Source organism: Mesorhizobium sp. W067 (genome assembly GCF_054719525.1).
This window is the reverse complement of sequence record NZ_JBTTII010000001.1, coordinates 1,807,360-1,830,390: the sequence shown is the minus strand read 5'-3', so window position 1 is coordinate 1,830,390 and position 23,031 is coordinate 1,807,360. Positions and strand designations below refer to the sequence as shown.

At 62.8% G+C, this 23,031-nt stretch carries 24 protein-coding genes; 16 read left to right on the top strand and 8 right to left on the bottom strand.

Annotation, left to right across the window (positions count from 1 at the left end; translation table 11 throughout):
• Together ACYG97_RS09030 and ACYG97_RS09025 are read right to left on the bottom strand one after the other, a co-directional pair.
• A complete protein-coding gene (locus ACYG97_RS09030; protein ID WP_023734711.1) occupies nucleotides 1-4,323 on the bottom strand; it encodes a cytochrome P450 in 4,323 nt (1,440 codons plus the stop codon).
• A 129-nt stretch (nucleotides 4,324-4,452) separates the two neighbouring features.
• Entirely contained in the window at nucleotides 4,453-6,225 is a 1,773-nt protein-coding gene (locus ACYG97_RS09025; RefSeq protein WP_023734710.1) for an adenylate/guanylate cyclase domain-containing protein, read from the bottom strand.
• A gap of 357 nt (nucleotides 6,226-6,582) precedes the next feature.
• On the opposite strand from ACYG97_RS09025, the gene ACYG97_RS09020 reads away from it, so the two are divergent.
• From ACYG97_RS09020 to ACYG97_RS09010, 3 genes are all read left to right on the top strand, one after another.
• Nucleotides 6,583-6,840 carry a PepSY domain-containing protein gene (locus tag ACYG97_RS09020; protein WP_023690752.1) on the top strand — a complete coding sequence of 86 codons (258 nt, stop codon included), beginning with the start codon at nucleotides 6,583-6,585 and terminating at the stop codon, nucleotides 6,838-6,840.
• Between the two features lie 84 nt (nucleotides 6,841-6,924).
• Nucleotides 6,925-7,665 carry a lysozyme inhibitor LprI family protein gene (locus ACYG97_RS09015; RefSeq protein ID WP_050590424.1) on the top strand — a complete coding sequence of 247 codons (741 nt, stop codon included), beginning with the start codon at nucleotides 6,925-6,927 and terminating at the stop codon, nucleotides 7,663-7,665.
• A gap of 91 nt (nucleotides 7,666-7,756) precedes the next feature.
• Entirely contained in the window at nucleotides 7,757-8,227 is a 471-nt protein-coding gene (locus ACYG97_RS09010) for a hypothetical protein (RefSeq protein ID WP_023668992.1), read from the top strand.
• 97 nt (nucleotides 8,228-8,324) lie between these two features.
• On the opposite strand, the gene ACYG97_RS09005 is transcribed toward ACYG97_RS09010, so the two are convergent.
• Together ACYG97_RS09005 and ACYG97_RS09000 are read right to left on the bottom strand one after the other, a co-directional pair.
• Nucleotides 8,325-10,205, bottom strand: a complete 1,881-nt coding sequence (locus tag ACYG97_RS09005; protein ID WP_023734708.1) for a L,D-transpeptidase family protein — start codon at nucleotides 10,203-10,205, stop codon at nucleotides 8,325-8,327.
• Between the two features lie 212 nt (nucleotides 10,206-10,417).
• Entirely contained in the window at nucleotides 10,418-11,164 is a 747-nt protein-coding gene (locus ACYG97_RS09000) for a 3-oxoacyl-ACP reductase family protein (RefSeq protein ID WP_023734707.1), read from the bottom strand.
• Between the two features lie 98 nt (nucleotides 11,165-11,262).
• On the opposite strand from ACYG97_RS09000, the gene ACYG97_RS08995 reads away from it, so the two are divergent.
• A complete protein-coding gene (locus ACYG97_RS08995; RefSeq protein WP_023668995.1) occupies nucleotides 11,263-11,871 on the top strand; it encodes a TetR/AcrR family transcriptional regulator in 609 nt (202 codons plus the stop codon).
• A 62-nt stretch (nucleotides 11,872-11,933) separates the two neighbouring features.
• Nucleotides 11,934-12,332 carry a rhodanese-like domain-containing protein gene (locus tag ACYG97_RS08990; RefSeq protein WP_023734706.1) on the top strand — a complete coding sequence of 133 codons (399 nt, stop codon included), beginning with the start codon at nucleotides 11,934-11,936 and terminating at the stop codon, nucleotides 12,330-12,332.
• Nucleotides 12,333-12,377: 45 nt separating this feature from the next.
• Here the strand turns inward: ACYG97_RS08990 and ACYG97_RS08985 are convergent, their stop codons facing one another.
• Complete coding sequence (locus tag ACYG97_RS08985) at nucleotides 12,378-13,286, bottom strand: alpha/beta hydrolase (RefSeq protein WP_023734705.1); 909 nt, start codon at nucleotides 13,284-13,286, stop codon at nucleotides 12,378-12,380.
• Between the two features lie 48 nt (nucleotides 13,287-13,334).
• Between ACYG97_RS08985 and ACYG97_RS08980 the strand changes: the two genes are divergently transcribed.
• Nucleotides 13,335-13,787: a MarR family winged helix-turn-helix transcriptional regulator gene (locus tag ACYG97_RS08980; RefSeq protein WP_023668997.1), complete on the top strand. Its 453-nt coding sequence runs from the start codon at nucleotides 13,335-13,337 to the stop codon at nucleotides 13,785-13,787.
• Between the two features lie 26 nt (nucleotides 13,788-13,813).
• On the opposite strand, the gene ACYG97_RS08975 is transcribed toward ACYG97_RS08980, so the two are convergent.
• Nucleotides 13,814-14,425 carry a pyridoxamine 5'-phosphate oxidase family protein gene (locus tag ACYG97_RS08975; protein ID WP_023682499.1) on the bottom strand — a complete coding sequence of 204 codons (612 nt, stop codon included), beginning with the start codon at nucleotides 14,423-14,425 and terminating at the stop codon, nucleotides 13,814-13,816.
• A gap of 65 nt (nucleotides 14,426-14,490) precedes the next feature.
• Nucleotides 14,491-14,844 carry a gamma-butyrobetaine hydroxylase family protein gene (locus tag ACYG97_RS08970; protein ID WP_023668999.1) on the bottom strand — a complete coding sequence of 118 codons (354 nt, stop codon included), beginning with the start codon at nucleotides 14,842-14,844 and terminating at the stop codon, nucleotides 14,491-14,493.
• Between the two features lie 200 nt (nucleotides 14,845-15,044).
• Between ACYG97_RS08970 and moaA the strand changes: the two genes are divergently transcribed.
• From moaA to ACYG97_RS08955, 3 genes are all read left to right on the top strand, one after another.
• Nucleotides 15,045-16,040, top strand: a complete 996-nt coding sequence (moaA, locus tag ACYG97_RS08965; RefSeq protein WP_031193366.1) for a GTP 3',8-cyclase MoaA — start codon at nucleotides 15,045-15,047, stop codon at nucleotides 16,038-16,040.
• Nucleotides 16,041-16,094: 54 nt separating this feature from the next.
• Nucleotides 16,095-16,565 (top strand): hypothetical protein, encoded by a 471-nt coding sequence (locus ACYG97_RS08960; protein WP_023734704.1) that lies wholly within the window; start codon nucleotides 16,095-16,097, stop codon nucleotides 16,563-16,565.
• A 121-nt stretch (nucleotides 16,566-16,686) separates the two neighbouring features.
• A complete protein-coding gene (locus tag ACYG97_RS08955; RefSeq protein WP_023669002.1) occupies nucleotides 16,687-17,043 on the top strand; it encodes a hypothetical protein in 357 nt (118 codons plus the stop codon).
• A gap of 64 nt (nucleotides 17,044-17,107) precedes the next feature.
• Here the strand turns inward: ACYG97_RS08955 and ACYG97_RS08950 are convergent, their stop codons facing one another.
• Nucleotides 17,108-17,320 carry a hypothetical protein gene (locus ACYG97_RS08950; RefSeq protein WP_196813887.1) on the bottom strand — a complete coding sequence of 71 codons (213 nt, stop codon included), beginning with the start codon at nucleotides 17,318-17,320 and terminating at the stop codon, nucleotides 17,108-17,110.
• Between ACYG97_RS08950 and ACYG97_RS08945 the strand changes: the two genes are divergently transcribed.
• From ACYG97_RS08945 to ACYG97_RS08915, 7 genes are all read left to right on the top strand, one after another.
• A complete protein-coding gene (locus ACYG97_RS08945) occupies nucleotides 17,271-18,191 on the top strand; it encodes a DMT family transporter (protein ID WP_023708356.1) in 921 nt (306 codons plus the stop codon). The genes ACYG97_RS08950 and ACYG97_RS08945 overlap by 50 nt on opposite strands.
• Nucleotides 18,192-18,198: 7 nt before the next feature.
• Nucleotides 18,199-18,831: a molybdenum cofactor guanylyltransferase MobA gene (mobA, locus tag ACYG97_RS08940; protein WP_023708355.1), complete on the top strand. Its 633-nt coding sequence runs from the start codon at nucleotides 18,199-18,201 to the stop codon at nucleotides 18,829-18,831.
• Entirely contained in the window at nucleotides 18,828-19,331 is a 504-nt protein-coding gene (mobB, locus tag ACYG97_RS08935; RefSeq protein ID WP_023708354.1) for a molybdopterin-guanine dinucleotide biosynthesis protein B, read from the top strand. Before mobA ends, mobB begins: the two co-directional genes overlap by 4 nt.
• Before the next feature lie 319 nt (nucleotides 19,332-19,650).
• Nucleotides 19,651-20,436 carry an ABC transporter substrate-binding protein gene (locus ACYG97_RS08930; RefSeq protein WP_023688509.1) on the top strand — a complete coding sequence of 262 codons (786 nt, stop codon included), beginning with the start codon at nucleotides 19,651-19,653 and terminating at the stop codon, nucleotides 20,434-20,436.
• A gap of 75 nt (nucleotides 20,437-20,511) precedes the next feature.
• A complete protein-coding gene (locus tag ACYG97_RS08925) occupies nucleotides 20,512-21,228 on the top strand; it encodes an ABC transporter permease (protein WP_023669007.1) in 717 nt (238 codons plus the stop codon).
• Nucleotides 21,225-22,055 (top strand): ABC transporter permease, encoded by an 831-nt coding sequence (locus ACYG97_RS08920; RefSeq protein ID WP_023734703.1) that lies wholly within the window; start codon nucleotides 21,225-21,227, stop codon nucleotides 22,053-22,055. The genes ACYG97_RS08925 and ACYG97_RS08920 overlap by 4 nt, the downstream gene beginning before the upstream one ends.
• 103 nt (nucleotides 22,056-22,158) lie before the next feature.
• Nucleotides 22,159-23,028: an NAD(P)-dependent oxidoreductase gene (locus ACYG97_RS08915; protein ID WP_023734702.1), complete on the top strand. Its 870-nt coding sequence runs from the start codon at nucleotides 22,159-22,161 to the stop codon at nucleotides 23,026-23,028.
• Nucleotides 23,029-23,031: the final 3 nt, after the last annotated feature.

Here is a 23,031-nt window from a genome sequence, read left to right as displayed (position 1 = left end):
TCAGAGCCGCGAAATCAGGTAGCGCAGCGCCGAGCGGCTGGGCATGAAGAAGTATCCACCCCCCTTGGTGGTGACGAATTGCGGCATGTCACGGAGCGTCGTGACCTTTTCCCATGACGGAATGGTGAACCTGCCATCACCGCCGCGCGAACCAATCGTCGGGTCCTTTTCAGCGACGAGGCCCTGGAACGTGGCCGACGAAACCCAGGTCTGCTGAATGAATTCGTACTGGCGCTCTATGTCGGCGTTGAGGCACATGAACAGCAGCCCTTTTTCGACCTTGCCATTCTTGCCGTCCTGCTTCTCATAGGTACGGCCGACCCGCAGGATACGATGGCGCTTGCCGATATTGATCTGCGTATCGCGGTCCTCACCCAGCGAGTCGCGTGGGTTGGAACGGCGAATGTGGGCACCAAGCGGGCAGCGATGGCCTTGCGGATCCTCGGCGCCAGCGGCGAAGTTGTTGTCGATGACGCGTCCCGGATGATCGGGGTTGCGCACCAGCGAGCTGCCGTTCTGCCAGCGGCCGAGCATCTTGGCGGCAATCCAGTCTTGCGTGATGGCTTGGTTGCCGAGTTGGCTCGCGACCAAGGCTGCAGCCTTTTTGCAGTAGTTGTTGAAGACGTCGACGTGCTGCTCGAACTGGCGAATAACCAGGAATGAACCGTTGCGCCCGAAATCGCGCGGCGGTGGCGGCAGGCCCGGAATCAGCCGGCTACGGCGCACCTGCGAAAGGATTCCGGTCCGATCGCGTGATGCGCTTACCGAGGGCGAGGCTGGATAGAACCCATGCTCATCACGATAGCCGAACAGGAACTCGCCGGGCGCGACCAGATGCATGGGCGCGGCGCCCCTGCTGGCGCGGGTCGTGCCCCGGACAATCGGCTGCGAAATCCCGTCCGCGAAACCGAAATGCTCGTAGGCTGGCCCACGTTCCGACCGATCGTCACGCTTTGCCCCGTCGGACGATTTCGTCTTCGTGTCGGTCGGACCCCGGTTTACGGCGAGCGGCAGTTCGGCGACGACCTTCATGCCTGCACCGGTCGTCTTTCGTCTCACGGTGGCAATCTCGGTCTTCAACCGTCCCGGGTCTTCAGCATAGCAGACGATGACCAGGTCCACAGGGTTCTCCAACGACCCCCACTCCCATTCGTCCGGGCCGTCGCGGCCTCGGTCGTCCAGTATGCGCCCACGCTCGGGGTTGCCCATGCCATGGCGAAAGGCGATCGGAAATGTTTCCAGTGGATCGCCCTCCACACCCTCGTCGAGCCCAAACTGCCGCAGGCCACCGGGACCAAAGGCGACTATCATAGCGCGCCCGGCGGGCCTGCCTTCGCCGAAACTCGTCTGCTCGACAACGAAATCGAGCCAGGCTCTGCGCTTGGGCGCCGGCAACTTGTCCGGCACCCGGATCGCAAGCATATGCGAATAAGCGAGCGGGCCGAGCGGGCCGAAGAAGATGGACTGGATCTCGCCGGTTTCCAGCTGCTGCTCGAGAGGCGCCGGAAAGGCAGAGCTGATATTGGCCAGCAGCGAAGTGGTCTTTTGAACGGTGGTTGTTTCGCTCGCCGGGCGCCGTAGCGAACCGAACAAGCTCAGCCAGTCGCGCGCCTCGTTGCCGACGGCGGAAGCAATGCCGCGCCTGACCCGGGAATTGATCCGGATGCGCTCTGTGTTGATTTGGGGATAGGCGGAGTACCAGAACAGGGTCGGCACCTGCTGGCGCCGCGCCCAGCGCTTGAAACGATCGCCGTCGCGGGCGCCGTCCAGGAACAGCCATCGTGTGCGTGGATAGCCCACGGTGTTGCTCCACACGCCGGTCAGGCCAGCGGACGCCTTGGCGATGAAGTCCTCAAGATAGCTTTCCCAGCTGCCGCCGTAGTTGGAGAAGAACATCAATCGGTTGGAGCCGGGCAGCAGTATCCAGCGGGCGAAATGGATGGTGTTGATGGTGTTGAGGAAGCCTGGCTTGAATACCTTCTGGGCAGCTATCGAGATCAGGTAGAAAGAAAACCTGAGCGCCAGCCGCCGCAGAATGCCGGCCTTCATCGTCGAAATCGCAGTCAGATGGTTTTGTGCCGCGTGGCCCTCCTTGACGAGTATCGCGTTCAATTCAGATATGCCGATCGATGTGCTTTCCGGCCGATCCCTGTCCTCGCGGCGTCGCAGCGCCAGCAAGCACGAAAACGCCAGCAGCGCCGCTGCCACCAACACTCCGAGTCCCGACAACAGAAGTGAGGTGATTGCTACGGCTATGGCGGTGAAGGAGATTTCCTGGGAACTGATGTCGATAGATCTGCCGAACACCACACCGTAGGCCATGTACCAGCAAGCAGCCCAGATGATCGCCACCGTGACGAAGACCGGCGGTACCAGCAACGTCGTCATCAGGGCACGGCCCCAATGACCCGGCGGCTTTTCCAGCAGGCTCTCGGCCGGCTCGAACGCCCAGGCAAACGTCTCTAATGACTGGACATGCTGGCGAACTTCAGCGAGCACGGCAGGAGCGTTGCCGGCGCCTTTGCGTGGCCGCTCGACGATGTCGCGCACGGCTTCGAAAAGCTGCTGCTCGGCCTTGATACGCTGGACCGAGTGCCCCGGCGTGCCCGAAAACACCAGTCCGGCATTGCTGCCGAAGGACGGCGATATGTCGACATTGTGCTTGCGCAGGAAATCGTTCAATGCGCCGCCATCGCGCAGATCGCAGACATCCTTGAAGATCGGCCGTAGCCGGTGCCCGATGGCGTGCGTGACCGCATCGATGACATCGTCGATGCTGCCGTCACCGGAAATCTCGAGAACCAGAGCTCCTTTTTCCTGACCGGAATCAGCGCCGATCTCGCCGGTGCCGACCACGGTCAGGCTGGTGAAGTGGACGGTGCCGGCAATGTCGAGCGCGGTGCGGATATCTTCGACGGCCGGGTTGCCGAGGCTGGCAACCTTGTCGCGGACAGCATCCAGCGACGCGGATCGGGTGACCGGGCAGACCACCGTCACCATAGACTGCGTTACGGTGCGGCAGAGTTCTGCCCGTTCGAAATCGACCTTGAGGGTTTCGGGATAGGCGCCGATGCGGGTCATCCGCCCGGCCTTGCCGGGCATGCGGCGCACGCCCTGCTTCTGGAACAGGGCGCGCAGGCTTTCGCCGATCTGGATCCTGGCAATCTCGGCGCCGATGCACTGATGAATGCCGTGGCCGAACACCATGTAGTCGCGATGCGGGCGCGATGTGTCGAACTGGTCCGGGTTCTGCACGGCGTCGGCATCGAACATCGCCGACAGCGTCGCCGGCATCACCACCGTGCCGGCCTTCACCAGGCGCTCGCGGCGCGTACCCTTGCCGATGATCGCGTCGCGGGCCGTGTAGCGCCAGGGGCCGACCCAGATCGGCTTGAAGCGCATGGCTTCAAGGACGGCCCTGTCGAGCTTGGCGGTATCGTTTTCGGCCAATGCGGCATCGATAGCCTGCCTTGCGTCGGGCCGCGACAGGATCACGTCGAGGCAATTGCCGGCGGCCAGCACATTGGTCGGGACGAAGCCGGCGATCATGCCCAGCATGATCGAATTGAGGTCGTCCCGCGACAGGCGGCCCTGATCCATCTGGACAACCAGCCTCGCCAGCGGTTGCTCGGCCTTCAAGCCCCGGTCCCTAGCCGACTGGATGGAGCGATCGATGACTTTGAGAAGACGGTCGCCCGCCACCACTGCGAGTTCGCGCATGACGGGGCTCGCCGTCGGGTCCGAAAAGAACAGCGCACTCAGCGCGATCGCCCAGTCGGCGAATTCGGATTCATCGTCGATCTCGACGCCGAAATAATCTCGACAGATATGCACCGGGACGATCTTCATCAACCTGGAGATCGCATCGAAGCCGGGGCTGGCGCGCGTCATGATCTCTTGCGAATGACGCGCCGCGATCGGCCTGACGGCGGCTTCGACCTCGGCCGGCGGGAATGCACTCAGCACCGACGATTTCATGCGCCGGTAGTCGGCGCCGTCCTGCATGCCGAGGATGAAGTTGGATCCCCGGGCAAGCTCGGTCATTTCCGGGCCGTATGGGGTCTGGAATTCGTCGCCGCGCTCCAATATGTCGCGGACATCGGCGTTCTTGGTGACCACGAGAACACCGAAGAGCTTGCCGGTCGGCCGGAAACGCCGCAACAAGGAAAGCGCCCAGCGGGGGTCTTCGGCCAGAGACCCGACGATGCGCGCAATCAGCCCTGTCTTCCGGATCCGGCCGAGATCGAAGGGCGGCATTTCCGACAGCGGGCGCTGGTTTTTCTGGGCCGCGCGAATAGCGTCGAAATACTTCAGTTCGGTCATGCGCGTTCAAGCCCCCCGGCTATCCACGTTATTGCGATGCCGGCCGTTCAACGCCTAGGTTTGCATCGGTTGCACGTATGTGAATCTTTTCACAGTTGGTCCATGTTCCAGCCAGCATTGACGCCATGTTCATTTGGCCAGTCGGAAATTGGCGACGAGGATCTCGTTCGCGGCCTTGTCGGTGAACGGTATCCAGCGCACACGCTGTTCTGAAAAATCGGGATGCCGGGTGGTGAAAATGGTCATCTCGCGCCGCGCCTGTTCCGGCCGGCCGCTTCGCATCAGCGCGCCGATCTTCAGGAACCTGGAATAGAAATAGCCGGGAGACAGGTTGAGCGAGCGGTCAGCGGCAGCGATAGCCGCCGGCCAGTTCTCGACCAGACAATAGGCCGCCGTCAGTTCCCCCAGATTGTGGAAGCGGTAGAGGTCGAACGGGCTCAATCGCTCGGTATCGAGAAAGAACGGTATCGCGGTCGCGGCATTGCCGAGCAGCAGCTGGGCGCTGCCCATGGCCGAGCGCGCGAAGGCAAAGCTCGGATTGATGTGGATCGCTTCCTCGAGATGGTCGACGGCCGACCGCGGTTCGCCGCGCATGATGTCGACGGCGCCGAGATGGGCGTGCGGGCGCGCATCCAGGCTGTCCACCAGCAACGTCTTGCGGGCAAACTGCTCGACCTTGTTCAAATCGTCGCTGTCGCCGAAACGCAGCCATGCCCGCCAGAAATACCACCACGCCAGTTCGTTGAGCACGGCGCTCGAGTTGGCGTCCTCGCGGTAGGCCTTCTGGAAGAACTCGAGTGCGGTTTCGGTGTCGCCGCGGGTGCGCCGGTTCATGTGCCAGCGGCCCCGTCGCACCAGTTGCCAGGTCTCCAGGCTTTCCCAGGGAACCTGGAAGGTGCGTGCCTGTTCCGCCCGGTCGACCTCCTTGTCGAGGATCGAAACGATCTCAGCGCCGATCTGGTCGCGCAGGTTAAAGATGTCGACCAGATCGCGATCGAAGCGCTGCGACCACACCAGCCGCCCGTTGGACGCGTCGGCCAGCGAGGTGTTGAGGCGGATCTGGCCACCATTGCGCATCAGCGTGCCGCTGACGATGTAGCGCGCGCCGAGCGCGTTGCCGATCACCCGCGTGCCCAGCGTGTCGTCGCGGAACTGGAAGCTGGAGCCCTTGGCGATGACCGAGAGCCATCTGGTGTTGGAAAGACCATAGATGATGTCCTCGGCGATGCCGTCGGCCATGTAGCCGATGTCATGCTCGCCGCCATCGGCGTGGAAGGGCAGGACGGCGATCGCCGGCGGCCCCTTGGACGACAGCTTCTGCTGCGCATTGGCCTGGGGAATGGCGGCGAACGACGCCGCCGGCGAGGATCCGTTGCCACTGCGGCCGGCGATCAGAACGCGCACCGGCAAGGCGATGTTCTTCAGCATGAATTCGCCGAGATCGGTGAATTCGGCCGCCGTCTTGTCCTTCACATGGTGCCAGGTCGTCTCCGAAACGGCGAGACCGTCGCCCGGCGCGAATTCCTGGATTCTCGCGGCGATGTTGACGTCGTCGCCGTAGAGGCGTCCACCACGCACGATGACGTCGCCGGTGTTGATGCCGGCCCGAAACGGCATGCGCATGTCGTCGGCAACCTCGGCGTTGAGGGCGACGATGCGGCCCTGGAAATCAAAGGCCGCGCGCAACGCCTCGATCGGATTGCCGAACTCGGCCATGATGCTGTCGCCGGCGTCGCCGAACGTGCGGCCGCCAAATGTGCCACAGCTGTCGGCGATGATGTCGCGCCGTTCCTCGAATGCCGCGACAGCAGACTCGTCGTCGATGCCCATCAGCCGGGAGAACCCGACGGCATCGATAGAAATGATTGTCGCCAGCTGACGGGTGTAGTTCCGTACAGCCATGTTCGAGCCCCCGCTCCCTTTCTGGTTCTGGTCCAGCACAGGCGACGACCCGTTCCTGAAACACTTCGCCGCGCGCTGAGAGATGAAGATTCCGGCGGGGTTGGCGCGCCATGCCACCCCGCCAGGACCAGAAGTCTAGCAGGGTCTTGGGCAAAGCTCTACCACCATCGGGTTGTCCAGCGCGGGCCGTAGCAGCACTCATGGTTGGCCGGCGGTTGGCGCAAATATTGGCGTGCCGTCGCTCTGAGCGCGGCGATCCAGGGCTTCACGGAAGCTGCGCGATGTCAGCTCTCGGAACAAACTGTGCTGCCTGCGAGTTTCCGGTGCGGTTCATGCCAACGTGAAATGAGGGTAATCATGCGAAATCTTGTTCTGGCGACCGGTGTCGTCGTTCTTCTGGCCGGCTCGACGGCCTTTGCCGCGGATGACAGCCCACTGCCGCCGACGAATGCCCAGAAACTGTCGGCAATCATCGCCAAGGTCGAGCAGCGCGACGGCTTTCGCTATGTGAAGGAGGTCGACTGGGACAAGGAAGGGTACACCGTCACCTATTACACCGCCGACAAGGCGAAAGTCGAAATCACCTTCGATCCCGTGACCGCCGAACCGAAATAGCGCCGATACCGACACCGCTTCGGCAATTCCGTCCGCTGCGTTTTTTGCCTAGAATGGTGGCAGTTGTCGGACAACGGGGCGACCATGCTTTCTTCCAATCGAATTGCCAACTCGTTTGCGCTTGTCGTCGCACTTGCTGCCGGGGCGGTCTGCCTTGGTCCAGCGCGTGCCGACGGGCCGTCCTTCGACTGCCGCAAAGCCAGCCTGCCGGTGGAAAAGGCGATCTGTGCCGACCCGCAACTGTCGGCAATTGATGCCTCGGTCGCCAAGGCCTTTACGGGTTTCGAGCCAGCCTTTGGCCGCGACAAGCGCAAGATCGCCCGTGCGCTCATCACTGACAGGAACGCCTGCGGGCAGGATGCCGCCTGCATCGTCAGCGCCCAGAACAATGCGCTGCAGACCTACGGCAATGCGCCGTCCTGGGTGCAGGATTACAACATCGCCCTGATCGGCAAGAAGGCGCTCGACACCGCGGCCCGCCATCCGGGCAGCCCCGACCAGCCCCTGCCCTCGTCGATCGGCCAATGCGCCTTGACCCACATCACCGCGCTGACGACGCGGCTCGGCGACGACCCGCTGGAAACCGCCGGCCCTGAAGCCGGCAGCCTGGCGCGGTTCAGCAATGGCGGCGCCGGGGTTTCCTACGAGCGGGAGCCTGGCCTTGCCAGTTCGAAAGCCGGCGATCCTGTCGTCATGTGCCTGATATCGATCCCGAGGGATTGTCCGCAGGGCGACGAGCGCGGGCGGGTCTATTACGGCGTCGACCTCACGATAAAAGGCACATGGGTTTTGCCGGATTCACAACATCTATGCGGCGGCGCCTGAAGATTTGCCGCAAAGCACTGCTGGATGCACTCTTGCGCCGATCCGCCTTTGATGGCTGAGTGCGCGTAACAGTTGCAGGGCACGGGGGTGCATGGCCATGGTTAAGCATGTTTTGAAGCGCATCCTGATGATGCTTGCCGGCTATTTCGTTTCGGTGCTGATCGGATTGTTCGCGGTCGTGGCGATATATTGCGCACTCGCCGTATTGCCCAACGCGCCGGACTATTTCGGCGCCATGCAATTTTCGCCCATTGTCGTGCTGCTGTGGCCGCCGCTCGGCATGGTCGTCTATTTCCTGACGATCGTGCTGACCGGCCTGCAGACGCTGATCTTCGCGCTGCTCGCCGAATTCTTTGCCCTGCGCAATTTCCTGGTGCACATGCTGTTTGGCGCCGCTGCCGCTGCAGCCGGCTTCTTCCTGGTCTGGCCGGCCGCGGAAGAGGATGCCGGACGCTGGGCCGATATCGGCATCATCGCCGCCGCCGGCCTCGTAGCCGGTCTGGTCTATTGGCTGATCGCGGGCCGCGACGCCGGCTTCCGGCGTCCGCTCATCCAGCGCTGATCGCAGGAAACGGGTGACCGTCTATCGGCCAAAAATCTAATAAAACCAGAGAGACAAAGTGAGTTCCTCGTTTCGTTGAACGAGGAACTCCGCTGGTTCAGCTCGTCGGCGAACGCACCGCTTCGGTCGCGTCCAGCGCCTGCATCAGCCGCGTGTCGCGGTCGTAGACGTCGTTGAAATATTCGACTTTGCCGGACAGGTCCGGCCAGGCAGTGAAGTAGGAGACATAGACGGGAATCGTGCGTGTCACGTCTTCGCTGGCATGGCCGTGCTTGAGCTTTTCGGCGATGTCGTCGACCGAGACGCCGAGCACCGCCGCCGCCATCCCACGTGGATCCTGAAGGCGAATACAGCCATGGCTGAGCGCCCGCATATCGCGCTGGAAGAAGGATTTTTGCGGCGTGTCGTGCATGTAGATGGCGTGCTTGTTGGGGAACAGGATCTTCAGTTCGCCCAGCGCATTGGCTTCGCTCGGCTGCTGGCGCACGCTGTAGGGAATGTTGGCGCCGTAGGCGCCCCAATTGACCGAGGAAGAGGGAACCCGCCTGCCGCGCGAATCGGTCACCTCGTAGCCGGCACGGTCGAGATAGCCCGGATCGCCACGCAGCCTTGGCAGCATCTCGTTGACGATGATCGACTGCGGCACGCCCCAATAGGGATGGAAATCGACCTGCTTGATCTCCTTGAAGAAGAAGGCGGTCTGGTTGGTGGTCCGGCCGATGACGACGCGGGTCTTCAGCTTCTCCTCGCCATTGTCGATATAGCTGGCGGTGAAGGCGGGCTGGTTGATGAAGACCCGCGGGCTGCCGAGATCGGACGGCATCCAGCGCAATTCTTCCAGCGCGACCTGCACCTTCTGCAGCCTGTCGGCCTTGGACGTGCCGGCGAGCGAGGCGACGGTGCGCGGGCCGATGACCCCGTCGCCCTTCATGCCGGCCTTCACCTGCACGGCCTTGATGATCGGAACCAGTTCGGGAACATAGACATCGCTGGTGCCGAGACGAGACAGGATCTCGCCATAGGCGCCGCCCATCTCGTCGTCGAGATTGCGCGCGATCAGCGTCAGCAGCTTCGGCAGTTCGGCGCTGGTCTCGCCGGGCTTCAGCAACAGCTTGGGATCGACGACGATTTCGTTTTCGGCGCTCGCCTGCAGCGATTCAAGTTCGACGCGCAGCGCCTGATATTCCGCGTTCTGCGGGTGCCGCGATTCGAGGTAGGTGCGCACTTCCTGGGTGTGGGCCAGCGTCTTGAGCGCGCCTTCCATGTCGACCGGCTTCGGCGGAAATTCATAGTAGCCGGTGATGCGATTGGGATCGACGCGCCCGCTCTGGGCGTCACGGGCATAGCGCAGTACGCGCGCCGACAGCGCCATCTCGAAGCGGACGAGTTCCTTCAGACGGGCGTCGGCATCGACTGCCGATGCGTTGGCTGCCGGCACCTCGACCGTGTAGTCGGCCGACGTGAGACCATAGCTTGCGGCTTCGCCAAGCACCTGCACCGCATCCTGGGCGCGGGCATTGGGATTGCCCTCGTTCACCCAGATGAAATCAGGATTGGCAGAGTAATAGGCAATCAGTGCCTTGGCGATATCGGGCTCGGCATAGAGTTCATAGTCACTGAGGCCTGCAACGGCTTCGCGGAAGGCAGTGCTGGTCGCCGACGGCACAAAGGCGGCGTCTTCAGCTGTTGCCACCTGGGGAGGTGCTGCCACCAACGCGGCAAAGTCGACGCGCACCAGCCGGTCGGCCTTGTAGGTGTAGTAGGACGGGCTGCTGATCCTCGTGCCGCCGCCGCCCGATACGGCGGGCTTCGGCTTGCGCTTTGGCGGCGGCGGGAATTCGCCTTGCGGCCTGTGCTTGACGCCACCGCCGAACAGCATGTCGAACAGGCCTTGCGCGCTTGCCTGCGGCACACCGAAGGCCAGTGCTGCCGCCACTGCAAGCGGCATCACGGTGGCTTTATTTCCGAGGAATTTCATTAATCACCCGCTCCGGCTGCAAGCCGGCTCCCGTTCCGCGCCGCTAGACGATCTTGCCAACCGCATGGCGGATGTAAGGCGCTACTATACCGATTCATACCGATTTCGTTAAGCTTCCATAAATTTCCGCAGGCCTGTTGCAGAACGGTTTCACAACATCGTGACGTCTGGAGCGGCGTTGCCGCTCCAGACCGGTCAAAGCGGCTGCTGCTTCAGGCGTTGGCGCCACCGTCGATGGTGAGCGCGGCGCCGGTGACGAAGCGCCCTTCCGGACCGGCGAGCCAGGCAACCATGCCGGCGATCTCGTCAGCCTTGCCGAAGCGGGGCGTCGCCATCTTCCGCCGCTGGTGTTCGGCATGCGGGCCTTGGGCCGGGTTCATGTCGGTGTCGGTCGAACCGGGATGAACGACGTTGGCGGTGATGCCGCGCGGACCGAGGTCTCGCGCCAGCGCCTTGGTCAGGCCGACCAGCGCAGCCTTGCTGGTCGAATAGGCGCTGAGGCTGGTGTCGGTGACGCGCTCGGCCAGATTGCTGCCGATCGAAATGATGCGGCCGCCCTCGCCCATGTGAGCCGCTGCCGCCTTCGAGGCCACGAACGGCGCTCTCAGATTGACCTCAATGGTCTCGTCAAAGTCGGCCAGCGACATCTGTTCGATGGGCGCCGCGCGCCAGATGCCGGCGCTGTTGACCAGGATGTCGAGCCGGCCGAAGGCATTCACCGCCTCGGTGACCGAATTTTCGATGGCGGCAGCGTCGCGATTGTCGGCTTGGATGGCGATCGCGCGACCACCTGCCGCTATAATCTCGGCGACGACAGCTTGGGCCGGCGCCGCACTGTTGACATAGGTGATGGCGACGTCGGCGCCATCGGCCGCGAGCCGCTTGGCAATCGCAGCACCAATGCCGCGGCTGCCGCCGGTGACGAGTGCTGCCTTGCCGTTCAATCCGTTCGCTGACACGTCATGCTCCTTTTATATAACGATCGATACATAAATCTGGCAACCTTGCCTGGCGACGTCAAGTGAATTATGTATCGGTCAACACAGAAAAGATCGTCATGCCGGAAAGAGGCCGTCCCCGCACCTTCGATCGAACCGCCGCCTTGCGGCAGGCGATGGAGCTGTTCTGGGCCAAAGGCTATGAGGGCACCTCGATCGCCGACCTGACCGCGGCGATGGGGATCAGCTCGCCCAGCCTCTATGCCGCCTTCGGCAGCAAGGAGGCGCTGTTTCTGGAAGCGACCGAGTATTACACCCGCAACGAAGGCACCGAGATCTGGAGCGCGCTGGACGAAGCGCCGACGGCATGCCAGGCGATCGAGAATTTCCTGCGCCAGACGGCAAAAGCGTACTCTCAGGACGACCGCCCGCAGGGCTGTCTCATCGCGCTGGGCGCACTGCACCAGGATTCAAGCAGCGGCGCGATCTGCGATGATTTGCGCCGCCGCCGCGCCGAAAACCACACCCTCTTGCTGAGACGGCTGGAACGCGGTGTGGCGGAAGGCGAATTGCCGGCGGGCTTCGACAGCAACGCGGCGGCGACCTTCTATGCGACGGTCCAGCACGGCATGTCGATCCAGGCCCGCGACGGCGCCTCGTGCGACGCGCTGATGGCCACAGTGGCCGGAGCGATGGCGGCGTGGCAGGGGCTGGTCGGAACAGCGTGACAAAGCGCGGAGCTTGTGCTGGAAATCCAGTCGGCGGCGAAATGCGCCGGGAGGGATCATCCGTGAAAAAAGGGTATCGCGAGTTGCTCGACGAGGCCAATGCCGAGATCGAGGTGGTCTCGCCCGAGGAAGCGGCCGGGCTGCTCGACGACGAGGACACCATCTTCGTCGACCTGCGCGATCCACGCGAGATCGAGCGGGACGGCCAGATCCCCGGCGCCAAACATGTCACTCGCGGCATGCTGGAATTCTGGATCGATCCCGAAAGCCCTTACCACAAGCCGTTCTTTGCCTCGGGCAAAAGCTTCGTCTTCTTTTGCGCCGGCGGCTGGCGCTCGGCGCTGGCCACCAAGACGGCGCAGGATATGGGGCTGTCGCCGGTCAAGCACATCCTTGGCGGCTATACCGCCTGGAAGGCGGCCGGATTGCCCGTCCAGCCGGGCGGCAAGAAGAAGGGCTAGTTTCACCGCTCCGGCGTTGTCGGAGTCGACAATACACCATTGGAATCAATGCAGTATCGGCTCGCGCTCGTTTTTGACAAAGGTGACGGCGCGTTCGACAACACCTTTGTCGGCGAGAATGCGACGGTGGCCGAGCCCATCGGCCCAGTGCAGCCGCACATGGCTGCCGGCGCCGGCATAACGTGTGGCATGATCGGCGGGGACTTCGCGGTCGTCCGGCGCGTGGATGACCAGCGTCGGCACCGGCGCTTCGGCCAGCTGGCGATCGCCGGTGAATTCGTGCAGCGGCCGGCCCGACAACCTTTTCACCTGATCGGCCATGGAAACCTGCGAACGCGGGCCGACGTTGAGCATGCGGCTGAAGTCGGCGAAGATCGCCGGCAGGGAACTTGGCGCGGCCACCAGCACCAGCCGCTCGGCCGCCACTGGGTGGATACCCCTGATCGAACCGGCAATGGCATTGGCGGCGACGGCGCCACCGAAGGAATGGCCGACGATCGCCTTGAACGGACCGAACCATTCGCTGGCGACCCTGACCGCCTCGACCGCATTGACCATGTTGAGATGCCGGCCCAGCGACTGGCCATGGCCCGGCAGGTCGAGCGAGGCGACCCGGTAGCCCGCATCGCGAAAACCTTCGATCAGAGCGCGCATATATTCCGTGCGCGAACGCCAGCCATGGACGACCAGCACCGTGCCGGCGGACGCCCTGCCCGGCTCGGGCCGGAATTCGTGCACCATGACGCAGCCGGCCTTGGTCGGCAGCCGATGATGGCGCGCCTCGGCCATGAAGCCGGCGGCGCGGTCGACCGCACGCCGCTCGCCGTCACTGAGCGCCTTCACGCTCGGCGTGCGGCAGAACAGTTCGAAGGCGGCGCGCCCGCTCAGGCGGGGCGCCACATGCTCGGCGGCGCGGAACACGCCCCGGATGACCTTCAGTCCAAATGATGCCATAGTGGCGATCCATCCATTCCGTTCAAGCATGAACATAATAGTTCAAACATGAACATTAAACAAGAGCTGCCCTGGGACAACCCGCGCTTTCGCAACTGGGTCGCGGTGGCGCGCGCCTGCCATGTGCTGGAGCGTGCGCTGGCGGTAAAGCTGGCGCCGCTGGATCTCAAGCCGGCGCAGCTCGACGTGCTGATGAACCTCTATCGCCATCCCGGCATGTCGCAGCACGATCTCGCCCGCAAACTGCTGGTCGGCCGCTCCAACATCACCATGCTGTTGCCGCAGCTCGAGGCGCGCGGCCTGCTGCGCCGCGAAGGCGACGAGAAGGACAAGCGCGTGCTGCGGCTGACGCTTACCGAGGCCGGCACGGAGCTTTTGATGAAGGCGCTGAAGGTGCATATGGCGCTGATCGAAAAGGCGATGAGCCAGTCGACAGCGGAACAGTGCGACATGATCGGCGAACAGATGCGCAAGATCTATGACGTGCTGAAGGATACCTGAGCCGTTCGATCCACGCGCCTCCCACCTCACCACATCGTCTTCTTCGCCCGCTCCGGCCATTCCTTATCGTAAGTACCGGCATCGATATTCTTGCGGCTGGTGACTTCCAGGATTGTTCCGGGTGTCGGCAGCGATTTCGGGTCGACGTGCTTTGCCGGATTCCACAGCTCCGAGCGAACGATGGCGCGGGCGCACTGGAAATAGACCGAATCGACATCGACCACGGTGACCGAGCGCGCCGGCTTGCCTTCGACGGCGAAGGAGGCGCAAAGCGCGGCGTCGGTGGTGATGCGGGCGCGGCCATTGACGCGCAGCGTCGTGCCCGAACCCGGCACAAGAAACAGCAGCCCGACGCGCGGATCGCGGATGATGTTCTTCAGCGAATCGGCGCGGTTGTTGCCGCGCCTGTCCGGCATCATCAGCGTTCTCGGGTCATGCATGCGCACAAAGCCGGCGAGATCGCCGCGCGGCGAACAGTCCAGCCCTTCCGGCCCGCTCGTTGCCAGGGCGACAAAAGGCGAGGCTTCGATGAAGGCGGCATATTCGGGAATGACGTGGTCGAGTTCCTTGACCGTCGACGCTTCGCCGGGCAGGCCGTAGAGGGCTTCGAGCTGTTCGACCGTGGTGATGTCAGACATTTTCCCGTCTCCGAACCTTTGCCGGCGTTACCCCCAGTCAATGACGTTTTGCCGACAGTGCCGAACTAGCGGTCGCGGCTCAGTCCCTTCTCCTGGAGCTCGGCGAGATAGGCATTCCAGCGCGCGTCCTTTTCGTGGCCAAGCGTGTGCAGGTAATTCCAGGTGAAGATGCCGGTGTCGTGAAAATCGTCGAAGGTGATGCGCACGGCGTAGTTGCCGACCGGCTCGATCTTCAGGATAGCAACGTTACGCTTGCCGGGAACCGTCACCCGCTGGTCCGGCGAATGGCCCTGCACCTCGGCCGAGGGCGAAGCGACGCGCAGCAATTCGGCCGGCAGTTCGAACGGCCGATGATCGGGAAAGGTGACGGACAGCAGTTTTCTGTCCTTCGAGACCCTGAGTTCCTTCGGCGCCGTCATTGTTCTGCATCCCGCATCGCTCCGCCCTTCCCTACGCTGCTTCGCGCGAGCGGAAAAGGCCATTTGAACCCGGCCGACATCGGATGTCGGCCAGGGAATGTCACCAAAGATCGAGAGCGGCTATCTTGAATGGCGGGTTGGATCGTATCACATAGCCGTATATAACGGCACCACTCGCAGCATTGGAAACGCTTGAACGCATGGACATGATCGATCCCTTCGGTCGCACGATCAGCTACTTGCGCGTGTCGGTCACCGACCGCTGCGATTTCCGCTGCACCTATTGCATGGCCGAGGACATGGCGTTCCTGCCCAAGAAGGACCTGCTGTCGCTCGAGGAACTCGACCGGCTCTGCACCGTCTTCATCGAAAAGGGCGTGCGCAAACTGCGCCTCACCGGCGGCGAGCCGCTGGTGCGCAAGAACATCATGCATCTGGTGCGCCAGCTGTCGCGGCACTTGAAGAGCGGCGCGCTGGAAGAGTTGACGCTGACCACCAATGGCTCGCAGCTGTCGCGCTTTGCCGCCGAGCTTGCCGATTGCGGTGTCGAGCGCATCAATGTCTCGCTCGACACGCTCGATGCCGACAAGTTCCACGCCATCACCCGCTGGGGCCATCTCGGCAAGGTCATGCAAGGCATCGATGCCGCGCAGGCGGCGGGGCTGAAGGTGAAGCTCAACGCCGTTGCGCTGAAGGACTTCAACGACGTCGAGCTGCCGGAGATGATGCGCTGGGCGCATGGCCGCGGCATGGACTTGACCGTCATCGAAACCATGCCGATGGGCGAGATCGACGCCGACCGCACCGATCAGTATCTGCCGCTGTCGCTGCTGCGCGCTTCGCTCGAGCGCCAGTTCACGCTGAGCGACATCCCCTACAAGACCGGCGGTCCGGCCCGCTACGTCCATGTCGCAGAGACCGGCGGCAGGCTGGGCTTCATCACGCCGATGACGCATAATTTCTGCGAAAGCTGCAACCGCGTGCGGCTGACCTGCACCGGCACGCTCTATATGTGCCTGGGTCAGGAGGATGCCGCCGACCTGCGCGCGCCGTTGCGTGCCTCCGAAGGCAACGAGCTGGTCGCTGCTGCCATCGACGAAGCGATCGGCCGCAAGCCGAAGGGCCATGATTTCATCATCGACCGCCGCACCAGCCGCCCCTCGGTATCCAGGCATATGAGCGTCACCGGCGGCTGATTTTTCCGAGATTTGGTGCAAGGAGTGTCTCCCATTGTTGGCTGGAGACATCGAATGAAGCGTCTTTCCATTGGATTGGCAGTTGCACTGATCGCGGCAGGCAGCGCCAATGCAGCGCCGTTCACCTACACCAATGCGCGCTTCGGCACGGTCTGCACCTTTCCCGACGACATCTTCACCGATCGCCAGCCCGAGCCGTACAATCGCGACGGACAGCAATGGCTCAGCGCCGACGGCGCCAGCCTGATCTGCTCCGGTATTTTCAACGTCAGTGACGACACCCCAAAGAGCTTCGTCGCCGAGGAGAAGGCAATCAAGGAAGCGGGCTACCAGATCAGCTACAGCAAGACCGGCAAGAACTGGGCGGTGCTGCCGGGACTGAAGGATGGCAAGATCTTTTACGAACGGCGCCTGTTCGGCAAGGACGGCGTCATCCGCACCGTGCGGATCGACTATCCGCCGGCCGTTAAAGCGAAATACGATCCGCTGGTCGGCGCCATCGCCGGCAGCCTCAAAGGACCGTGAGCTTTTCGGACACACACCAGAAAAAGTCTCATGCGCATATAGCTGGCGGATTTACCGCAAGCGCGTTCGAGCCTAGATTCCTGGACATAGCGGCTCGTCGCTCGGTTTGGGGGAATACGACATGCGCACATTCTTACTTTCTCTTGCAATGCTTGGGTTTGCCGCCGCGCCGGCAGCAGCACAGTCCATCGGTGGCAGCTACACCGTCGCGGGCACCAATTTCGACGGCTCGAAATATGGCGGCGAAGCCACCATCACGCTGACCAGCGAGACCACCTGCACCATCCATTGGGAGACGGGCGGATCATCGTCGGACGGCATCTGCATGCGCAACGACGATGCCTTCTCCGCCGGCTATGTCATGGGCAAGGAAATCGGTCTCGTCGTCTACAAGGTAGAGGATGACGGCTCGCTGCACGGCCTGTGGACCATCGCCGGTAAGAACGGCAGCGGCACCGAGGTGCTGACGCCGAAATAAGGCTGCCGGTCATCCGGCCAGCCCTCTCAGGGATTTCTAGGGGCCACGGGTGAGCATCCGTGGCCTATTTCTTTGACGTTGCTGTCTTGCCGCCGGCTGCTACAGGCTTGAGCGGTTCACCGTTTCGCCGAAACGTCGAACCGCTTTGTTCTTTGTTTTCACGCAATTCCGGACGGAAAACAGTTTCACACTTTTCCTGGAATTGCTCTTGCAAACCGGTAACGCCCTTGCCTCTTTCCCCAAACATTCGCGGCGCGCTGTGCATGATGGTGGCCATGATCGGCTTCACCCTCAACGACGCCATTACCAAGTTCTCGTCGGAATCGATGAACATGGCGCAAGTCATGCTGGTGCGCGGCGCCTTTGCGTCGCTGCTCGTCGGCCTGCTCGCCTGGCAGCAAGGCGCGCTCGCACGGCCGGGCTCGATGCTGCAGCCGCTGGTGGCATTGCGCGTGATCGCCGAGGCCGGCGCCACCGTCGCCTTCCTTGTCGCATTGGCGCATCTGCCGATCGCCAATGTCTCCGCGGTGCTGCAGGCGCTGCCGCTGGCGGTGACGATGGGGGCGGCACTCGTATTCAGCGAAGCGGTCGGCTGGCGGCGCTGGCTGGCGATCGCCGTCGGCTTCGGCGGCGTGCTGATCATCGTGCGACCAGGCTTCGAAGGCTTCAGCGTCTATTCGCTGTACGCACTCGTCAGCGTCGCCTGTTGCGCAGTACGTGACCTCGCCACCAAGCGCATCCCGAGGGCTATCCCGACCTTGCTGGTGTCGACGGCAACGGCAATCGCCATGACCATCGTTGGCGCCGTGCTGCTGTCGCCGATGGGTGGCTGGACGCCGATGTCCGGCAAAGGCACGGCACTGTTGGCATTGGCGGCGGTGCTGGTGCTGATCGGCTACCAGTTCATCATCATGGCAATGCGGGCCGGCGACATCTCCTTCATTGCGCCATTCCGCTACACCGCCCTCTTTTGGTCGATGCTGCTTGGCCTCATCATCTTCGGCGATGTTCCCGACCTGCCGATGATCTTCGGCTCCGCCATCATCATCGGCTCCGGCCTCTACGCGCTCTATCGCGAGCGGGTCGCCGGCCGGCAAAAACCCGCAGCCGAAAGCGCTGGACCCGACATGGCGCCGGACGGCATATAGTTTGGCCATGAGCCAAGACATTGCAGGAATTATCCTCGCCGGAGGCCTGTCACGGCGCATGGGCGGCGGCGACAAGACTTTGCTGGGGCTTGGCGGGCGTCCGCTTCTCGACCATGTCGTTGCCCGCCTGGCGCCGCAGGTCGGATCGCTGGCGGTCAGCGCCAATGGTGACCCGGCGCGCTTCGCCGCGGCCGGTCTTCCGGTTCTCGCCGATACGGTCGAAGGCTATGCCGGACCGCTTGCCGGAATCCTCACCGGCCTCGAATGGGCGGCAGCGAATACCGCTTTCAAGGCATTGGCGACGGCCGCCGGCGACACGCCGTTCCTGCCGGTGGATCTGGTGGCAAAGCTGGCCGCTGCCGCGACCAGTCGGCCGGGCTCGATGGCGGTTGCCAGTTCCGGCGGCCGGCAGCATCCGACCTTCGCGCTGTGGCCGCTCGGGCTGCGTGAGGCCTTGCGTCATTTCCTGATCGACGAGGACAACAGGCGCGTCTCCGCCTTCATCGAGCGGCACGACTGTGTCGAAGTGGAATTTCCGTTGCTGACCCACGGCAGTGACGAGATCGACCCGTTCTTCAACATCAACACACCGCACGACCTTGCGGTGGCCGAGCGTCTGTTGCAGAGCATCGGCCCATGAACATCTTCGGCATCACCGGCTGGAAGAATTCCGGCAAGACCACACTGACCGAGAAGCTGGTCACAGAGCTCGTCCGGCGCGGCTGGACAGTGTCGACGGTCAAACACGCCCATCATGAGTTCGACATCGACAAGCCTGGCGCCGACAGCTTTCGTCACCGCCAGGCGGGCGCCACCGAAGTCGCGGTGGTGTCGGGCAAACGCTGGGCGCTGATGCATGAATTGCGCGGTGAGGACGAGCCGACGCTGGAGACGGTCCTGTCGCGGTTGGCCCCGTGCGACATCGTGCTGGTCGAAGGCTACAAGCGCGAGGCGCACAAAAAGATCGAGACCCGGCGGCGGGAGGCCAAGGACCGCTCGCCGCTGTCGGCGAACGACGGACATATCGTGGCGATTGCCGCCGACTTCGCGGTTACCGGCGAAAGCCTGCCTGTGTTCGATCTCGACGACACGGGAGGGATAGCCGACTTCATCGAGAGCATGACCGGCCTCAAACCTTGAGGCCCCTGCCCTCGCCCGGGTCAGCCGCCCTCTTCCGCCGTTGCATTGTCTAAGCGCGTCGCGCCTGAACGGCCTCATGCGACGCGCTTCAGGTTGTTTTATTTATGCATGTCGTCGTCCCAAAACCGCTGCGCACTTTTGGGCGACATGCATTAACCCGGCGTCGGCATTGGCTGGACCCGCAAATCCCGCAAGCAACGGTTTTACAGTTGCTTTTCTCCCGAAAACAGTGGGAGTATCGCGCCAGCGGGCGGTCAAAAGCACCGCCCCACAGAGCCGTTCCGGAACGACGGCCGGGAGCCATAAAGAGAGGACTATCATGCGTATTGCACTGCGTATCGCGCTCGCCGCATCGGCTGCGCTGCTGACGCTCGGCGTCGCCCAGGCTCAGGAAACGACCCTGAGAATCGGCACCGAAGGCGCCTACCCCCCATTCAACAACCTGACCTCGGACGGCCAGCTCGTGGGCTTCGACATCGACATCGCCAAGGCGCTCTGCGACGAGATGAAGGTCAAGTGCACCTTCGTCGCCCAGGATTGGGACGGCATCATTCCGGCTCTGCAGGCCGGCAAGTTCGACGCCATCGTCGCCTCGATGTCGATCACGCCGGAGCGCGCCGAGAAGGTCGACTTCACCCACAAATACTACAACACGCCGTCGGCGATCGCGGTACCCAAGGATTCGACCCTCAAGGGCGTGACCAAGGAAGACCTGGCCGGCAAGACCATCGGCGTCGCAACCACGACGACGCATTTCAATTACGCCTCGAAAACCTATACGGACAGCACGGTCAAGGGCTATCCGAGCAGCCCCGAAGAGCAGGCCGATCTCGCCAACGGGCGTCTCGACGCGATCGAGGACGATATCGTCGTGTTGCAGCAGTTCCTGGATTCGCCTGATGGCGCCTGCTGCAAGATTCTCGGCCAGCCCTCGCCGCAGCCGGTCGATATCTTTGGACCGGGCGCCGGCATCGCCGTGCGCAAGGGCGAGACGGATCTGGTCAACAAGTTGAACAGCGCCATCGACGCAATCCGCGCTAACGGAAAGTACAAGGAAATCAACGACAAGTACTTCAAGTTCGACGTCTTCGGCGCCGAGTCCTGAACGTCTGAAACAAGGCGGCAGGGGAAGTTTCCTCCTGCCGCCTTGGCCTGACAGAAGTGGAGACAAGACCCGTCAATGCCAAGCCAGAACATATGGATACTTCTCACTTGGGGACCCGATGGCTGGATTGACGATATTGCCTATGGCGCACTGGTCACCATTGCGCTCGCGCTGGCGACACTGCCGATCGGCCTGACGATCGGTTTTTTCGTCGCCTGGGCGAAACAATCCGAAGAGCCGTCGCTTCGCGTGGCTGCCAACATCTACACCACGGTGTTTCGCGGACTGCCGGAACTGGTGACGCTTTTCCTGTTCTTCTTCGGCATGCCGATCCTCTTGCAGTATGTCATCCGTCTGTTCAGGCCGGAAGCGACGGTCGATGTCGACAGCTTCCTCGCCGGCATGATCGTGCTGTCGCTTATCTTTTCGTCCTATTCCAGCGAAGTCTTCCTTTCGGCCTTTCGCGCCATTCCGAAGGGCCAGTATGAAGGCGGCTATGCCATCGGGCTGTCGAAATGGCAGACGATGCGCAAGGTGATCCTGCCGCAGCTGCTGCGCATCGCCTTCCCCGGCCTCGAGAATTGCTGGCTGAGCCTGCTCAAGGACACCGCCCTGGTGTCGGTCGTCAATCTGGCTGAAACCTTGCGCAACGCCGGCGTGGCGGCCCGTGTCACCAAACATTCCTTCCTGTTCTACAGCGTCGCGGCGATGGTGTTTCTCATCCTTGCCATCCTGTCGTCGATCGCCACCGGCTTCATCCTGCGTTCGCTCGGGCGGAGGGAGGCACGATGAGCGTCGTGACGCGCGCCGCCGTCGACATCGAGAAGCCACCACCACGGGCGCGGGGCTGGCCGCGAGCCCGTGTCGTCGGCTATGCACTGGTCGGCTTCTGGATCCTGTTCGGCATCGGCATCGCCGTCTATCTGGTTTACGCCTGGAATGGCGAGTTCTTCGCCAGATACGCGCCTGCCTATCTGCAGGGCTTGGGAACCACGCTTGCGCTGGTGGCCATCTCGATGGTGCTCGGCGCGCTCTTTTCGCTGCCCGTCACCTATGCCCGCATGTCGAAGAACCGCTATTTGTCCGTCCTGGCCTATTGCTACGTCTATTTCTTCCGCGGCACGCCACTGCTCGTCCAAGTCTATCTCGTCTATTACGGCCTGGGCTCATTCCGGGTGCAGCTCGAATCCGTCGGACTGTGGTGGTTCTTCCGCGACGCCTTCAATTGCGGTGTGTTTGCCTTCGCGCTCAACACCGCCGCCTACCAGGCCGAAATCCTGCGCGGCGCCATAGAAAGTGTTCCGAGAGGCCAATGGGAGGGCGCTGCTTCGCTCGGCCTTCACAAATTGCAGACGCTGCGCAAGGTCATCCTGCCGCAGGCGTTTATCGTGGCGCTCCGGCCCTACGGCAATGAACTCGTCTTGATGATCAAGGCCTCCGCCATCGTTGCCATCATCACCGTCTATGATTTGATGGGCAACGCGAAGCTCGCCTACGCCAAGTCCTTCGACTTCCAGGCCTATGTCTGGGTCGCCATCGTCTATCTGGTGATGGTCGAGATCCTGCGACATGGCGTCGAATGGATCGAGCGGCGGATCACCATTCATCTGATCCGCTGAGCGGTCGGCTGTACCAGTCGATCGGCTCATGCGCGTCTTGACGAATGGCGCGTAGAGCCTAGAGCTTTCCAAGACAATTCCGTTCCGTCTGAAGGGCAAACTCATGGCATCTGTGGCATTTCTCGGTCTTGGCGTGATGGGCTATCCCATGGCCGGGCACCTCAGGAACAAAGGCGGCCACGACGTCACCGTCTACAACCGCACCGCGGCGAAGGCGGAACAATGGGTGGCCCAGCATGGCGGCAAGTCTGCCGCGACGCCGGCGGACGCCGCAGAGGGCCAGGATTTCGTCTTCTCCTGCGTCGGCAATGACGACGATCTGCGCTCGGTGACGACCGGGGCCGATGGCGCCTTCGCCGCGATGAAAAAAGGCTCGGTCTTCATCGACAACACCACCGCTTCGGCCGAAGTCGCGCGCGAACTGGCCGACGCCGCTGAAAAGGCCGGCTTTTCCTTCCTCGACGCGCCGGTTTCCGGCGGGCAGGCGGGCGCCGAGAACGGCGTGCTGACGGTGATGGTCGGCGGCGAGCAGGCTGCCTTCGACAAGGCCAGCCCGGTCATCGACGCCTTTGCCCGGATGGTCGGGCTGATGGGTCCGTCGGGCGCCGGCCAGCTCACGAAAATGATCAATCAGATCACCATTGCCGGGCTGGTTCAGGGACTGGCCGAAGGCATCCATTTCGGCAAGAAGGCCGGGCTCGACATCGAGAAGGTCATCGAGGTGATTTCCAAGGGCGCTGCCGGGTCCTGGCAGATGGAGAACCGCCACAAGACGATGAATGCCGGTAAATATGATTTCGGCTTTGCCGTCGACTGGATGCGCAAGGATCTCGGCATCTGCCTCGATGAAGCCGACCGCAATGGCGCGAGACTGCCGGTGACCGCCCTTGTCGACCAGTTCTACAAGGATGTGCAGGCGATGGGCGGCAAGCGCTGGGACACCTCGTCCTTGCTGGCGCGCCTGGAAAAATAGGCG

Excerpts from the sequence above, each read along its gene's own strand:
- mobA (WP_023708355.1), top strand. The coding sequence starts at position 18,199 with ATGAGCCAAGACATTGCAGGAATTATCCTCGCCGGAGGCCTGTCACGG.
- ACYG97_RS08995 (WP_023668995.1), top strand. The coding sequence starts at position 11,263 with ATGCCGGAAAGAGGCCGTCCCCGCACCTTCGATCGAACCGCCGCCTTG.
- ACYG97_RS09025 (WP_023734710.1), bottom strand. The coding sequence starts at position 6,225 with ATGGCTGTACGGAACTACACCCGTCAGCTGGCGACAATCATTTCTATC.
- ACYG97_RS09010 (WP_023668992.1), top strand. The coding sequence starts at position 7,757 with ATGGCCATGGTTAAGCATGTTTTGAAGCGCATCCTGATGATGCTTGCC.
- ACYG97_RS09030 (WP_023734711.1), bottom strand. The coding sequence starts at position 4,323 with ATGACCGAACTGAAGTATTTCGACGCTATTCGCGCGGCCCAGAAAAAC.
- moaA (WP_031193366.1), top strand. The coding sequence starts at position 15,045 with ATGGACATGATCGATCCCTTCGGTCGCACGATCAGCTACTTGCGCGTG.
- ACYG97_RS08950 (WP_196813887.1), bottom strand. The coding sequence starts at position 17,320 with ATGGCCACCATCATGCACAGCGCGCCGCGAATGTTTGGGGAAAGAGGC.
- ACYG97_RS09020 (WP_023690752.1), top strand. The coding sequence starts at position 6,583 with ATGCGAAATCTTGTTCTGGCGACCGGTGTCGTCGTTCTTCTGGCCGGC.
- ACYG97_RS09015 (WP_050590424.1), top strand. The coding sequence starts at position 6,925 with ATGCTTTCTTCCAATCGAATTGCCAACTCGTTTGCGCTTGTCGTCGCA.
- ACYG97_RS08925 (WP_023669007.1), top strand. The coding sequence starts at position 20,512 with ATGCCAAGCCAGAACATATGGATACTTCTCACTTGGGGACCCGATGGC.
- ACYG97_RS08930 (WP_023688509.1), top strand. The coding sequence starts at position 19,651 with ATGCGTATTGCACTGCGTATCGCGCTCGCCGCATCGGCTGCGCTGCTG.
- ACYG97_RS08975 (WP_023682499.1), bottom strand. The coding sequence starts at position 14,425 with ATGTCTGACATCACCACGGTCGAACAGCTCGAAGCCCTCTACGGCCTG.
- mobB (WP_023708354.1), top strand. The coding sequence starts at position 18,828 with ATGAACATCTTCGGCATCACCGGCTGGAAGAATTCCGGCAAGACCACA.
- ACYG97_RS08960 (WP_023734704.1), top strand. The coding sequence starts at position 16,095 with ATGAAGCGTCTTTCCATTGGATTGGCAGTTGCACTGATCGCGGCAGGC.
- ACYG97_RS08985 (WP_023734705.1), bottom strand. The coding sequence starts at position 13,286 with ATGGCATCATTTGGACTGAAGGTCATCCGGGGCGTGTTCCGCGCCGCC.
- ACYG97_RS08955 (WP_023669002.1), top strand. The coding sequence starts at position 16,687 with ATGCGCACATTCTTACTTTCTCTTGCAATGCTTGGGTTTGCCGCCGCG.
- ACYG97_RS08970 (WP_023668999.1), bottom strand. The coding sequence starts at position 14,844 with ATGACGGCGCCGAAGGAACTCAGGGTCTCGAAGGACAGAAAACTGCTG.
- ACYG97_RS08980 (WP_023668997.1), top strand. The coding sequence starts at position 13,335 with ATGAACATTAAACAAGAGCTGCCCTGGGACAACCCGCGCTTTCGCAAC.
- ACYG97_RS08920 (WP_023734703.1), top strand. The coding sequence starts at position 21,225 with ATGAGCGTCGTGACGCGCGCCGCCGTCGACATCGAGAAGCCACCACCA.
- ACYG97_RS08915 (WP_023734702.1), top strand. The coding sequence starts at position 22,159 with ATGGCATCTGTGGCATTTCTCGGTCTTGGCGTGATGGGCTATCCCATG.
- ACYG97_RS09005 (WP_023734708.1), bottom strand. The coding sequence starts at position 10,205 with ATGAAATTCCTCGGAAATAAAGCCACCGTGATGCCGCTTGCAGTGGCG.